This is a genomic window from Chromobacterium fluminis, assembly GCF_011602385.1.
In the GTDB taxonomy this organism is placed as follows: domain Bacteria; phylum Pseudomonadota; class Gammaproteobacteria; order Burkholderiales; family Chromobacteriaceae; genus Chromobacterium; species Chromobacterium fluminis.
The window spans coordinates 12,705-26,312 of sequence record NZ_JAAOMA010000001.1; the positions used below are offsets into that span (position 1 = coordinate 12,705).

The 13,608-nt window shown below is 66.7% G+C and carries 14 protein-coding genes; 11 read left to right on the plus strand and 3 right to left on the minus strand.

The window, feature by feature from the left end; translation table 11 throughout:
- Positions 1-52: 52 nt before the first annotated feature.
- Complete coding sequence (locus HA052_RS00050; protein WP_166450313.1) at positions 53-550, minus strand: CNP1-like family protein; 498 nt, start codon at positions 548-550, stop codon at positions 53-55.
- Between the two features lie 15 nt (positions 551-565).
- Positions 566-1,345, minus strand: a complete 780-nt coding sequence (locus HA052_RS00055) for an NRDE family protein (protein ID WP_166450314.1) — start codon at positions 1,343-1,345, stop codon at positions 566-568.
- A 189-nt stretch (positions 1,346-1,534) separates the two neighbouring features.
- Between HA052_RS00055 and HA052_RS00060 the strand changes: the two genes are divergently transcribed.
- Together HA052_RS00060 and pyrC are read left to right on the plus strand one after the other, a co-directional pair.
- The gene (locus HA052_RS00060; RefSeq protein WP_043589636.1) at positions 1,535-1,765 is read left to right on the plus strand and encodes a sulfurtransferase TusA family protein; all 231 of its coding nucleotides are present in this window, start codon (positions 1,535-1,537) and stop codon (positions 1,763-1,765) included.
- Between the two features lie 200 nt (positions 1,766-1,965).
- Positions 1,966-3,003: a dihydroorotase gene (pyrC, locus tag HA052_RS00065; protein WP_166450315.1), complete on the plus strand. Its 1,038-nt coding sequence runs from the start codon at positions 1,966-1,968 to the stop codon at positions 3,001-3,003.
- A gap of 199 nt (positions 3,004-3,202) precedes the next feature.
- Here pyrC and HA052_RS00070 read toward each other — a convergent pair whose 3' ends face one another.
- Positions 3,203-3,544: an FKBP-type peptidyl-prolyl cis-trans isomerase gene (locus tag HA052_RS00070; RefSeq protein WP_081544831.1), complete on the minus strand. Its 342-nt coding sequence runs from the start codon at positions 3,542-3,544 to the stop codon at positions 3,203-3,205.
- A gap of 309 nt (positions 3,545-3,853) precedes the next feature.
- Between HA052_RS00070 and HA052_RS00075 the strand changes: the two genes are divergently transcribed.
- The 9 genes from HA052_RS00075 (at position 3,854) to HA052_RS00115 (ending at position 13,441) form a co-directional block, all read left to right on the plus strand.
- Positions 3,854-4,603, plus strand: coding sequence for a sulfite exporter TauE/SafE family protein (locus HA052_RS00075; protein WP_166450316.1), 750 nt, complete (start codon positions 3,854-3,856; stop codon positions 4,601-4,603).
- A gap of 162 nt (positions 4,604-4,765) precedes the next feature.
- Complete coding sequence (locus tag HA052_RS00080) at positions 4,766-6,292, plus strand: 4-hydroxyphenylacetate 3-hydroxylase N-terminal domain-containing protein (RefSeq protein ID WP_206118726.1); 1,527 nt, start codon at positions 4,766-4,768, stop codon at positions 6,290-6,292.
- A gap of 23 nt (positions 6,293-6,315) precedes the next feature.
- Positions 6,316-7,362, plus strand: coding sequence for an aromatic ring-hydroxylating dioxygenase subunit alpha (locus HA052_RS00085; protein WP_166450317.1), 1,047 nt, complete (start codon positions 6,316-6,318; stop codon positions 7,360-7,362).
- A 13-nt stretch (positions 7,363-7,375) separates the two neighbouring features.
- Complete coding sequence (locus HA052_RS00090) at positions 7,376-8,749, plus strand: diaminobutyrate--2-oxoglutarate transaminase family protein (RefSeq protein ID WP_166450318.1); 1,374 nt, start codon at positions 7,376-7,378, stop codon at positions 8,747-8,749.
- A gap of 15 nt (positions 8,750-8,764) precedes the next feature.
- A complete protein-coding gene (locus HA052_RS00095) occupies positions 8,765-10,081 on the plus strand; it encodes a lysine N(6)-hydroxylase/L-ornithine N(5)-oxygenase family protein (RefSeq protein WP_166450319.1) in 1,317 nt (438 codons plus the stop codon).
- Positions 10,062-11,363 (plus strand): NAD(P)/FAD-dependent oxidoreductase, encoded by a 1,302-nt coding sequence (locus HA052_RS00100; RefSeq protein WP_166450320.1) that lies wholly within the window; start codon positions 10,062-10,064, stop codon positions 11,361-11,363. Before HA052_RS00095 ends, HA052_RS00100 begins: the two co-directional genes overlap by 20 nt.
- The gene (locus HA052_RS00105) at positions 11,360-11,992 is read left to right on the plus strand and encodes an FMN-binding negative transcriptional regulator (protein ID WP_166450321.1); all 633 of its coding nucleotides are present in this window, start codon (positions 11,360-11,362) and stop codon (positions 11,990-11,992) included. Before HA052_RS00100 ends, HA052_RS00105 begins: the two co-directional genes overlap by 4 nt.
- On the plus strand, positions 11,985-13,061 hold the full coding sequence (gene zapE, locus HA052_RS00110; RefSeq protein ID WP_166450322.1) for a cell division protein ZapE: 1,077 nt from the start codon (positions 11,985-11,987) through the stop codon (positions 13,059-13,061). Before HA052_RS00105 ends, zapE begins: the two co-directional genes overlap by 8 nt.
- A complete protein-coding gene (locus tag HA052_RS00115; protein WP_166450323.1) occupies positions 13,052-13,441 on the plus strand; it encodes a tautomerase family protein in 390 nt (129 codons plus the stop codon). Before zapE ends, HA052_RS00115 begins: the two co-directional genes overlap by 10 nt.
- Positions 13,442-13,608 lie beyond the last annotated feature (167 nt).

A 13,608-nucleotide genomic window follows, 5' to 3' on the forward strand; every position in this document is an offset into this window, starting at 1 on the left:
CGAAAAAGCCCGCGCCGGATGTCCGCCGCGGGCCTTTCTGTTTGCAGCGGCCTCAGCCCTGACGCAAACGCTTGATCGCCTCCTCGGCGTCGCGCGGCGCGCGCTTGTCCGGGCAGGCCAGATCGCGCAGCGAACGGCGCAGCTTGTCGTCATGATCAATCTTGCGCCACACCGCCTTGTTGGAGCGGATCCAGTTTTTATCGATGCTGTTGCCGAAGGCGTAGGCGCGATAGCTGCCCTCATTGCACAGCAGGCCCTCGAAGCTCAGGTTTTCCGCGCCGGCCGGGCTCTTCACCCGCACGATCATCCGCACCACCCCGTCCTCGCCCGCGCTCAGAGTCTTGGCGTCGACGAAATACTGGTTGGTCTGCAGATTATCAGTGCTCACCGCGATCCAATCCGGCTGCGCCGGATACGGCGGCAACTGGTAGTCGCCCTCCTGCCATGGCACATCGGGCGCGAAATCGATGTTCTTCTTGATCTTGTTGTCGGCCAACGCCGGCTGCGCGGCGCACAGGGCCAGCACGATGATGGCGGCAAAGGTCTTCAAATCACTACTCCTCGTTCAGCGCGCCGGAGCCGCGCTTGGCTGGCCCGGACGCAAGGTGAAACGGCGGCGGCCGGTTTCCCTGCCGGCCAGGCCCCAGCTTAATTCCGAAAACTGCATGTCGCCGCGCGCCGACACCGTCAGCAGCATGGACGCGCGGGTGCCGTAGTCGCGGCCTTTTATGAAGATGGGCGACAACACCCGTTCCAGCGCGGAGCCGATGCGGGTATTGGGCAGCCGCCCCAGCGGCGCCGGCGTGCCGTCGGACAGGGCGATGAAAGCCTGATCCTCGGTGGGCACGCGCTGAAACTCGCGCAAATATTCCGCCAGCCGCTCGCTCTTGAACCACGGCGTGTCCAGCGTGGCGTTGGACAAGGTGTGGATGCCCGGCGTCACCCGGGCGATCTGGCCGCCGCGGCTGTGGAAATGAAACAGGTCCGAGGCATAGCCGAACAGCAGGTTAAACGGCGCGTAGCGGCCTTGCTCGGCGCGCAGCCAATCGGCGAAGGCGAACGGATCCTCGTCGCCGGCGACGAAGCGCTCCACCAGCTCCCCGCGCGAGCGTTCCGCCTTGACCGGATGGCCGTCGCGGATATTCGTCACCGCGGCGATGCGGCCGCGGCCGTCCACCATCAGCCAACCGCCGCCGGACTCGGCGTCGCGGCCGCCCAGCGTATTCTGATATTGCGGCCACCAATCCAGCGGTTCGGTCGGACGCGCATAGTATTCGTCCCGGTTGGCCAGCAACACCAGTTGGCCCAGTCCGGGGGTCTTGTAGGCAAAAGCGATCACGCACATGATGAAGACCGATTTGAGGATGGCTTGGCGACTCGCGTAAACTTAGGGTTTAGGGAGCAGCCGCGGACAGTTCCGACCAGGCCTGTATTCCGCTCAATGTCCGCCGCGCATCGGCGACGCGGCCTTGAACGGGTTCCAAGCGGCCGGGCTTCTCTCCATTGTAACTGATAAGGCTGAGGAAGCCGGACCATGAATTTCGACAAGACCATAGACCTCTCCGGCCTCAACTGCCCGCTGCCCATCCTGCGCGCCAAGAAGGCGCTGGCGGAAATGGACAGCGGCGCGGTGCTGGAGGTGATCGCCACCGATCCCGGCGCGCCCAAGGACTTCGAAGCCTTCTGCCGCCAAACCGGCAACGCGCTGTTGACCTCGGACACCACGGCGGAAGGCAAATTCCGCATGGTGCTGAAACGGAAATAACCCCGATGGCTCAGAGCCAGTTTACAACCTCGCGAGCAAAGGCGAGACAAGGCGAAAGCGGCTGAAGAAGCGGAATGTACATAGAGTACATGAGGATTCTGAAGACGTACGCGCCGTGTCGCTTCTCACGACGCGCAGCAGCTTGTAAACAGGTTCTTTGTTGGCCGCCGCCCTTTTCATCGCTACCCGCAGGCAAGACCATGACGCAAACCCTGACCCTGATCCGCCCCGATGACTGGCATCTGCACCTGCGCGACGGCGCGGCGCTGGCCGCCGTATTGCCCGACACCTGTCGTCAGATGGGCCGCGCCATCATCATGCCCAACCTCAAGCCTCCGGTGACCACCGTGGAAGCCGCCGCCGCTTACCGCGAACGCATCCTGGCCGCGCGCCCGGCCGGCAGCCGCTTCGAGCCGCTGATGACGCTCTACCTGACCGACAACACCTCGCCGGCGGAAATCCGCAAGGCCAAGGCCAGCGGCTTCGTCCACGCGGTCAAGCTCTACCCGGCCGGCGCCACCACGAATTCCGACTTCGGCGTATCCGACGTCAACAAGGCCATGCCGGCGCTGGAGGCCATGGCCGAAGCCGGCCTGCCACTGCTGGTTCACGGCGAAGTCACCGATCCGGCCATCGACGTGTTCGACCGCGAGGCGGCCTTCATCGAACAGGTGTTCCAACCCCTGCTGGCCAAGCTGCCCGCGCTGCGCGTGGTGTTCGAGCACATCACCACCCGCGACGCCGCCGAATACGTGGCCGCCGCGCCGGACAACGTCGCCGCCACCATCACCGCCCACCACCTGCTGATGAACCGCAACGCGCTGTTCGTCGGCGGCATCCGCCCACATCATTATTGCCTGCCGGTGCTCAAACGCGAGCTGCACCGCCAGGCGCTGCTCAAGGCCGCCGCCAGCGGCTCCGCCAAGTTCTTCCTCGGCACCGACAGCGCGCCGCACGCGCGCCACGCCAAGGAGAGCAGTTGCGGCTGCGCCGGCATGTACACCGCCAACGCCGCCATCGAGCTGTACGCCGAGGCCTTCGAAGCGGCCGGCGCGCTGGACAAGCTGGAAGCCTTCGCCAGCCTCAACGGCCCGGCCTTCTACCGCCTGCCGGTCAACAAGGAGCGCGTGACCCTGGCCAAGCAGGCGTGGACCGTGCCGGACACGCTGCCCTACGACGGCGACGCGCTGGTGCCGCTGCGCGCCGGCGAGAGCGTGGCCTGGAAGCTGCTGGACTAAGAACGTGTTTACGATCTCGCGAGCAAGAGCGAGACAAGGCGGAAACGAGCGAAAAAGCGGAATGTACAAGTGGTGCATGAGCATTTTGAGTTCGTTTTCAACGCCGTATCGCCGACGCGCAGCAGATCGTAAACAGGTTCTAAGAACCATGGCGAACAACACCCGGTCCCAGCGCCGGTCTGTTGTCCGCCGCGCCGCCTCAATCATCGCGGGTCAGCACTTCCAGCAGCTCGATCTCGAACAAGAGATTGGAATGAGGCTTGATCAGAGCGCCGATCTGGCGCTCGCCGTAAGCCAGGCGCGCCGGTACGTACAGCCGGCGCTTGCCGCCCGCCTTCATGCCCATCAAGCCCTGATCCCAGCCTTTGATCACGCGGCCGGTGCCGATCACGCACTGGAACGGCCGCCCCTTCGCGTAGGACGAATCGAACTCGGTGCCGTCCTCCAGCCAGCCGGTGTACTGCGTGGTGATCAAGGCGCCCTTGACCACCTCCTTGCCCGTGCCCTCCACCAGATCGGTGATTTGCAGTTCATCGCTCATCTTGCTTCCTCGCCTTTAATCCGCCGCGGATGATAACGGACTCGCCCCGTCGCGGCGAGCCCGGCTCGCCGACTAGCGCCGTTGTCTCGCGTAAAACTTTTTCTACAAATATATTAATCATTAAATGCAATTCAAATACTACAAGGACAAACTTTCCCATTTGACATACATAATGACAAATCAGTAGGATGCAAACACTTGAGAACGGCTGAGTCGATACAAAATAGCCGTCGGAGAAATAGCAGGAGCCGTCAGGCCAACGCCCGTGAATATATTTCAAGCGTGGCCCGCAGGCCAGGAGAACCCCCTATGTTGCTGGATTTGCCATGGCAGGACCTGAGCGCCATCTTTGCGGCGGTCACCATTGCTTACGTGATTTTCGGCGTGGCCGGTTTCGGCACCGCCCTGGTCGCCAGCCCCGTGCTGGCCATTTTCATTCCGGTATCCAAGATCGTGCCGTTGCTGGCGCTGATGGACATGTTCGCCGCCTTCAGCAACATCCTGCGCGATGGCCGCAAGGCGGACCTGAGCGAACTGAAGCGGCTGATCCCGCTGATGGTGGCCGGCAGCCTGATCGGCGCCGCCATCCTGCTGAAAACGCGACCGGACGCGCTGCTGCTGGCCTTGGGCGTGTTTGTGGTGGCCTATTCGCTGTATTCGCTCAGCGGCCTCAGCCCCAAGCGGCAGTTCCAGCCCCGCGCGGCGGTCCCCTTCGGCCTGGTGGGCGGCGTGTTCAGCGCGCTGTTCGGCAGCGGCGGCTTCATCTACGCCATTTATCTATCCGGCCGCATCGAACAAAAAGAACACCTGCGCATCACCCAGACCACGCTGATCGGCCTGAGCACCCTGACCCGGGTGGTGCTGTTCACCCTGGCCGGCGTCTATATGGACGCCTCCCTGCTGCTGCTGGCGCTGATTCTGGCACCGGCCATGTTGTGCGGGGTGTTCGCCGGCCGCCATATCACCCTGCGACTGACCCGCGAACAATTCATCCGGGTGATCAATACCGTCGTCCTGTTTTCCGGCGTTGTTCTGTTAGGCCGTTACTTCAGCCACTGAGCGGACTCCACTACGCAATACCCGCCGTAGCCATCCGCCGGCCGCGACCGCGCGCGACCACGCCCATGGCGTCGATTCTCTCATCCCTGACGGGAGGGCTCCCTGTCGCCCGCAGTCCGGGAATGTATTTGCTGCTCTTACAACGATGATGAGGAGTGCCAAGTGAATCATGCTGCATTGAACGAAATGATGACGCCGGCGGAGTACCTGGCCAGTCTCAACGACGGCCGCGAGGTCTACATCTACGGCCGGAAGGTGGCGGACGTCAGCCGGCACCCGGCTTTCCGCAACAGCGCCTACTCGATGTCGCGGCTGTACGAGGCGCTGCACCACCCGGACAGCCAGGAGCTGATGACCGACATTGACCCGGAAGGCTACCGCACCCATCGCTATTTCATGCCCAGCCGCTCCTGTGAGGACCTGCTCAAAGCCCGCGACGCCATCGCCCACTGGTCGCGGCTGACTTACGGCTTCATGGGCCGCACCCCGGACTACAAGGCCGGCTTCACCGCCACGCTGAAATCCGACCCCCATCTATACGCGCCCTTCCACGACAACGCGCTGAGCTGGTATCGCCAGAGCGCGCGCAAGGTGCTGTTCCTCAACCATGTGCTGGTGAACCCGCCGGCGGGCCGCGCCCGCGCCGCCTCGGAGATGCGCGATCTTTACCTGCACGTGGAAAAGGAAACCGACGCCGGCATCATCGTGCGCGGCGCCAAGATGGTGGCCACCAGCGCCGCCATCTCCAACGCCACCTTCGTCGCCCAGAACAGCGCCGCCCAATACCAGCCGGGCGGCGAGGAGGACTTCGCGCTCTGCTTCATCCTGCCGATGAACGCGCCCAACCTCAAGATTATCTGCCGCCGCTCCTACGAAGCCGCGGCGCTCAGCCCCTTCGACAACCCGCTGTCCAGCCGCTTCGACGAAAACGACTCGGTGCTGATCTTCGACGGCGTGTTCGTGCCCTGGGAAAACGTGCTGATCTACCGCGACATCGAGCGCGCGCGCAGCTTCTATTCCGCCTCCGGCTTCCTCAACCGCTACCCGCTGCAATCCGGCACCCGGCTGGCGGTGAAGATGGACTTCATCTGCGGCCTGCTGGCCAAGGTGCTGGAGTCCAACGGCAGCGACGGCTTCCGCGGCGTGCGCGCCCGGTTGGCGGATATCGTGGCGCTGCGCAACCTGATGTGGTCGCTGACCGAATCGCTGTGCCACAACCCGGAACCGCGCCGCGACGGCTCGGTGGTGCCGCGGCTGGAAGCCGCCGCCACGGTGCGCTATTTCGGCACCCAGATGATGTCCCAGCTCAAACCCGTGTTCAACACCATACTCGGCGGCTCGCCCATCATGCAGGTGTCCAGCTGGCTGGACCTGGCCAACCCGGAACTCAAGGACCTGATCGGCTGCTACTTCCAGGGCACCGATCAAGAGGCGGTGGACCGGCTCAAACTGATCAAGCTGCTGTGGGACGCGCTGGGCAGCGAGTTCGGCGGCCGCCACGAGCTGTACGAGCACAACTACGCCGGCAACAACGAGCAGGTGCGGCTGGACATGCTGCGCCACTGCGAGGGCAGCGGCGTGCTGGAGCAATGCCGCGCGCTGGTGGACGACTGCATGGCCGACTACACGCCGGACGGCTGGGCGCGTCCGGGCTGGCAGTTCGACGGCGTTTGCCGCGACCGCGCGTGAACCGGACCGGAAAGGAGGCAAGCATGCTGTACGCAGGCAAATGGGACCGCGCCGGTCTGGACTACCAGGCCTTGAAGAACCAATGGCACGTGGTGGCGCGCGCCGACGAAGTCAGCGCCGAACGCCCCAAGGCGGTGCGGCTGCTGGGCGAGGAACTGGTGCTGTGGCGCGACGGCGCCGGCCAGATCCACGCCTGGAAGGACTATTGCGGCCACCGCGGCGCCAAGCTGTCGCTGGGCTGCGTCAAAAAGGGCGAGATCGAATGCCCCTACCACGGCTGGCGCTTTGACGCCGGCGGCCAGTGCACGCGGGTGCCGGCCCACCCGGACCAGGCCACGCCCTCGTCGGCGCGGCTGATCTTCCGTCACCACGCGGCAGAACGCTACGGCCTGATCTGGGCCAGCCTGGACGCGCCGCGGCGGCCGCTGCCGGTGTTCCCGGAATGGGAGGACGACAGTTTCCGCAAAGTCTTCGCCGGCCCCTACCGCTATATGGGCAACGCCTTGCGCTCGGTGGAAAACTTTCTCGACGCCTCGCACTTCCCCTTCGTCCACGCCAATCTCAACGGCGACCCGGACGCGCCGGAACCGCTGCCGGACTACCAGGTGTTCAAGGACGAACACGGGCTGCGCACCTCGGAAATCTCGGTGTTCCAGCCCTACGGCGACCACCGCGGCATCCCGGTCACCGCGCGCTACACCTACTCGGTGTTCAACCCCACCACCGCCTACTTCGTCAAGAAAACCGGCGACACCGAGCGTTTCTGCACTTTCCTCAACGCCACCCCGGTGGACGAGGCCGAGTGCGTGATCTGGCTGATCGTCGCCATCAACTTCGGCGCCGACTTGAGCGAGGAAAAAATCCTCTACCGCCAGGACATGGTGTTCGAGCAGGACCGGCTGATCGTGGAATCGCAACGCCCGGCGCGGCTGCCGCTGGACATCCAGCAGGAAATGCACGTTCGCAGCGACCGGCTGGGCATCGAATACCGGCGCTGGATCAAGGAACTGGGCCTGCGCGCCGACGCGCCAAACCACGCCGAGCCGCGCGCCGCGGCCTTGCTGAACTGACAGGGAGCAAGCAATGGACGCCTTTGAACCCCGCCGCCTCCAGCTGGCCGAGCGCGAATCCAACGCCCGCACCTACGCTCGCGGCATAGATCGCGTGATCAGCCGCGGCGAGTTGGCCCGAGTCTACGACAGCGAAGGCCGCGAATACCTGGACTGCCTGGCCTGCGCCGGCGCGCTGCCGCTGGGCCACAACCACCCCTTCGTCCAACAGCGGGTGGCTGCTTTTCTGCAATCCGGCCAGCTGCAGCAGGCGCTGGACATCGCCACCCCGGCCAAGCTCGCCTTCGTCGAACAGCTGTATCAGGCGCTGCCCGCCGGCTTCGCAGAACACGCCAAGGTGCAGTTCTGCGGCCCGTCCGGCTCCGACGCGGTGGAAGCCGCGCTCAAACTGTTCAAGACCGCCACCGGCCGACGCCCGGTGCTGGCCTTTCAGGGCGCCTACCACGGCATGACCATGGGCGCGCTGGGCATGATGGGCAACCTCGGGCCGAAACAGGCGGTCAGCGGCTACCCGGCGGAAATCCAGTTCCTGCCGTTTCCCTACGCTTACCGCAGCCCCTTCGGCGCCGACGCCGCCGAGACCGAGCGCCTGTCGCTGGCCTATTTGGAAAACCTGCTGTCCGACCCGGAAAGCGGCGTCGGCAAACCGGCCATGCTGCTGGTGGAGCCCATCCAGGGCGAAGGCGGCTGCATCCCGGCCAGCGCGGAATGGCTGCGCGGCCTGCGCGAAATCACCGCGCGCCACGACGTGCCGCTGGTGATGGACGAAGTGCAAACCGGCTTCGGCCGCAGCGGCGACATGTTCGCCCATGAATGGGCCTGCATCGTGCCGGACGCCGTCATCCTGTCCAAGGCGGTGGGCGGCGGCTACCCGCTGGCCCTCGTGGCCTACCACCAAAAATACGACCGCTGGGCCCCAGGCGCCCACGCCGGCACCTTCCGCGGCAATCAGATCGCCCTGGTCAGCGGCGCGGCCACGCTGGAATACCTGCGCCGGCCCGGCGTGCTGGAGCAAGTGCGGGAGGTGGGCCAACTGCTGCGCCAGAGGCTGCAAGCGCTGCAAACGCGCTTCTCCTGCATCGGCGAAGTGCGCGGCCGCGGCCTGATGCTGGGCGTGGAGCTGATAGACCCCAACGGCGCGCCGGACGCGCTGGGCCACCCGCCGGCCAACGGCTTGCTGGCCAAGGCGCTCAAGCGCGCCTGCCTGGAACACGGCCTGATCCTGGAGAGCGGCGGCCGTCACGGCGCGGTGATGCGGCTGCTGCCGCCGCTGATCATCAGCGCCGACGACGCGGAAGAAATCGTCCGCCGTTTTGAAACCGCGCTGACCAGCCTGTGGCCCGCCGCCCCGGCCGCCGCGCACGCACCGGCCGCCATGGCCTTCTGAACCTGGAGCGACAGCATGACGCACACCGTACACGACATCATCGGCATCGGCTTCGGCCCCGCCAACATCGCGCTGGCCATCGCGCTGGAAGAACTGGCGCCGCAGCTGTCCGTGCGCTTCCTGGAACGGCGTCCCTCCGCCGTCTGGCAGCCGGGCATGCTGCTGGAGGGCTCGGACATCCAGAACCACCCGCTACGCGACCTGGTCACCCCGCGCAACCCCCGCAGCCGCTACACCTTCACCAACTTCCTGCACGAACACAACCGGCTGTATCAGCACCTGAACCTGCCGCTGCACTACCCGCTGCGGCTGGAGTACGCGCAATACGTCAGTTGGGTCGCCGGCTGCTTCCAGCACTTGGTGGAATACCAGCGCGAAGTCATCGACATCCTGCCGGTCAACGACAATGCCGGCGAGCTCAGCCATTACCGCGTGCTGTGTGCCGACGGCCGCGAATACCTGGCGCTCAGCGTGGTGCTGGCGCCGGGCCGCACCCCCAACATCCCGGAACCGTTCCAGCGCGCGCCGGACCCGCGCGTGGTTCACCTCAACCACTACCTGCCGGCGCTGGAACAATTGAAGGCCAAGGGCGGCGGCCGGGTGGCGGTGATAGGCGGCAGCCAAAGCGCGGTGGAAATCCTGCTGCACGCCAGCGCCGAGCCGGCGCTGACGCGCGTGGTCGGCGTCACCCGCAACTTCGGCTACCGTCAGAAAGACACCAGCCCCTTCTCCGACGAGGTGTATTTCCCCGCCTTCGTCGACGCCTTCTTCGCCGCCAGCCCGGAACACAAGACCAGGCTGCGCCAGGAACTGGTGTTCACCAATTATTCGGCCGCCGACATCGACGTGCTCAACCAGCTCTACGTCAAACAATACGCCAACCGGTTGCAGGACAAGGACAGCCTGGCCCTGCTCACCTGCATGGAGACCGAGGCCTGCGAGCCGGGCGCCGATGGCGTCACGCTGCGGCTGCGCCACTTCCTGGGCGGCGACGCGGTTAGCGAAACCGTGGACCTGGTGGTGCTGGCCACCGGCTTCCTCGACCTGGGCGCCGGCCCCAAGCGCGAACCCTGGCCGCGCGTGCTGGAAACCCTGTCGTCGCAGCTGCACGCCGAGCGCGACACCGTGGACATCGCGCTGGACTACCGCGTGCGGCTGCAAGGCGCGGCCGACCGCGGCGCGCCGCTGTACCTGAACGGCCTGTGCGAATCCTCTCACGGCATGGGCGACGCCGGCTCCTTCAGCCTGCTGGCGCTGCGCTCGCAAGCCATCGTGCAATCGCTGACGGAGCGGCTGGAACAAGGATCGCGACATGACGGCGTCCGCGCTTGACGCTCTGCTGAGCGCCGCCACCGGCTGGCAGACGCGCGCGCCGCGGCTGCTGGCGGCCAAAGCCGACGCGCTGCCGGTCAGTTGCGAACTGGCGGTGATAGGCGCCGGCCTCACCGGGCTGTCGGCGGCGCTAGCCGCCGCCGAGGCCGGCTGCTCGGTGGTGGTGCTGGAAGCCGACACCGTCGGCGGCGGCGCCACCGGCCGCAACTCCGGCTTCGTGGTGCCGGTGCCGGCGCGCTGCGGCCCGTCGGAGCTGCGCGCCTGGCTGGGCCCGCAGGCCGAGAGCTATCTGGCCGGCCTAAGCGAAGCCGCAGCCGAACTGCTGGCGCTGCCGGAAGCCAGCCCGGTCCGCAAAGGCTGGATGCAATTGTTCGCCGCCCCCGGCTCCGCGCAGGCCTCCGCCCTGGCCTGGCGACGGCTGGGCGTGCGCGCCCGCGCGCTGGACGCCGAACAGGCGCAAGCCCTGACCGCCGCCGCCGGCTACCACGGCGGCCTGCTGTTCGAGGACGGCGGCCAGATCGACCCGCTGGCGCTGGCGCGCGGCCTGGCCGAGCGCTGCCGCCAACGCGGCGTGATCCTGCTGGAACGCTGTCCGGCCAAGCTGGTGGAACGGGAAAGCCGCGACGGCATGCACGTGATCCGCACCCTGCGCGGCAGCCTGCGCGCCGGCCGCGTGCTCATGGCCGGCAACGCCTACAGCCGCGACGGCGTCGCCGCCGTCGCCCGCCACAGCGTGCCGCTGACGTTGGCGCTCGGGCAGTTCGAACTAAGCGCGGAACAACAGGCGCGGGTGCTGCCCGCCGACATCCCCTTCTCCGACAATCGACGCGACATGTGGTTTTTCCGCAAAATGCCGGAAGGCCAATTGCTGACCGGCCTGTTCGCGCTGCGGCCAGACGCCGAAGCGGAGCAGTACGCCGCCGCCTTGCGCCAGCGCGTCCGCGCCGTCTTCGGCCTGGAACTCGACGCCGCCCCGCGGCTATGGGCCGGACAAGTCGGCCTCACCCCGTCCGGCCTGCCCAGCCTGCGGCGCGTCGGCGACGGCGTCCTGGCCTGGACCGGCTGCAACGGCCGCGGTCTGGCGCTCTCCTTCATGCTGGGCCGAACCCTGGCGCGCCAACTGATAGGCGCCGGCCCGGCCCTATTGCCATTCAATCCGCGTCCGCTGCGCGGCCGCGCGCTGCTAAAGTGGATGGCCGAAGCGCTCATCGCCCACGACCGGCGCCGGCGCGCCCGGCTCACGCCGGCCGAACCTCGCTCGCCAAAGGAAGCTACCCCGTGAGTTCATGCGCTTTCCATTACCAGGAATACTGCTGTAGCCGCCCCGAGCTGATCGACCGGATGATCGCCCGCTACCCGCTGGCGCTGATCAGCAGCGAACACCAGGGCCGGCCGCACGCCAGCCACATCCCGCTGTTCCGCGTCGCCGACCGCAGCCTGTTCGGCCACGTAGACCGTCGCAACCCCCAATTCCAGGGCCGCGGCCGCTTTCCCGCGCGCTTGGTGTTCATGGGGCCGCAAAGCTATATCCCGCCGGAGGCCTACCGCAGCCGCTTGCTGCCCACCTGGAATTACATTGCGGTGCACATGGACGCCGAGATCGAAATCCTCGACGACCTCGAATCGGCCCGCCGCGCGCTGCGCGACACCTGCGAGCGGCTGCAGCCGCCCCAGGCGCCGTTCCAGTACGAGGCCGCAGATCCCCGAGTCATCGCCAACGCGTCGCACATCCTCGGTCTGCGTGTTCATGTGCTGCGCGAGGAAGGCCGCTTCAAACTCTCGCAAGACAAGAAACCGGAGGATCAGCAAGCGGCGCTGGATCATCTGCTGCGTCGCGACGAAGCCGGAGAGCGCGCGCTCTTGGAGGAGCTGCTGCGATTTGCCGAAACCGCGGAGCCCGCGCATGGCTGAACCCTCCGAGCTGGCCCGGCGCTTCATCGATCAAGGCATCGCGCTTGACCCCGGCCAGCGCCGCGCCGCCGACGCGCTGGGCGCGCTGCGCCTCCAAACGCGGACCGCCCCCGCCTGGCCGCTGCGCCGGCCGTCGCCGCAAACCGGCGCCTATCTATGGGGCGAACCCGGCCGCGGCAAGACCATGCTGATGGACGGACTGTTCGCCTTGTCCACCGCGCCGGCGCAACGCATCCATTACCACCAGTTCCTGCGCGACCTGCACCGCGGCCTGGCCCAGGCCGGCGGCGAGCAAGCCAACTACCTGCCCGCGCTGGCGCGGCGCGTGGCCGCCCAAAGCCGCTTGTTCTGCCTGGACGAATTCCATCTGCACGACATCGCCGACGCCATCCTGATGGAGCGCTTCCTGACCGTGCTGCTGGAAGAACGGGTACTGGTGATCCTGACCTCCAATTACGCGCCGGAGCAACTGCTGCCTGACCCGCAACTGCACCGCTACGCGCTGCGGGTCATCGCGCTGATCCAGCGCCACATGCAGGTGCTGCACCTGGACGGCGACCGCGACTACCGCTACCGCGAAGCCGCCGCCGGCGAACACTATCTGCACCCTTGCGGCTCGGACGCCGAACAACGCCTGCGCCGCCGGTTGCAAGAGCAGGGCAGGACCGTCGGCCCCGCCGCCGCCGTCTCGCTGTCCGGCCGGCCGCTGTCCGCGCGGGCGCAAAGCCCGGACTGCGTCTGGTTCGACTTCGAAGCCCTCTGCCTGGGCCCGCGCTCGCATCTGGATTACCTGGAAATGTCGGAACGCTGGCACACTGTCGTCGTCTCCGACATTGCCCAGGCCCAGTTGAACAAGGCGGACGGCCTGCGCCGCTTCATCTGGCTGGTGGACGTGCTCTACGACCGCCGCCAGCGTCTATTGCTGATTTCAGAACGCCCTATCGAAACCATGCTGCGCGAAGCCACGCTGTCGGCGGACACCCACCGCACGCTGAGCCGGCTCGCCGAAATGCAATCCGCCTCCTTCGCCGCCGCCGCCGCCATCGAAATGAGCCCGCTATGCCAATAGTCAGAATCGAAGACGCCGCCGCTCGCACGCCGGCCCAGCGCCAAGCCATCATCCACTGCGTCTACGACGCGCTGCGCGCCGTGTTCGGCGTCAGCGACGAAGAGCTGCAGGCGCGCTATCAACGCTTCGCGCCGGAAGATCTGCTGCCGCCGGGCGGCGACCCGGACTACCTGCACATCGAGATCACCGTCTTCGCCGGCCGCAAACCGGAGACCAAGAAAAAGCTCTACGCCAAGCTGGCCGCCGATCTGGCAGCGCTGCTGGACATCGCGCCCGCCTCGGTGCTGATCCTGCTGCGCGAGGAAGCCGCGGACAACTGGGGCATGCGCGGCGGCCAGGCCGCCAGCGAAATCGACTTCGGCTACGCCATCGCCGTCTGATGAGCCAGGACCCGCAGGCCCTGCGCCAAATCCTGGGCAGCTTCGCCACCGGGGTCGCCGCCGCCTCGGGACTAGAGCCTGTTCAATGGCTCTCGAACACGGACGAGACAAGGCGAAAACGAGCGCAAGCGCGCACCGTTCACGTAGGCACACCACGGCACGCCGCT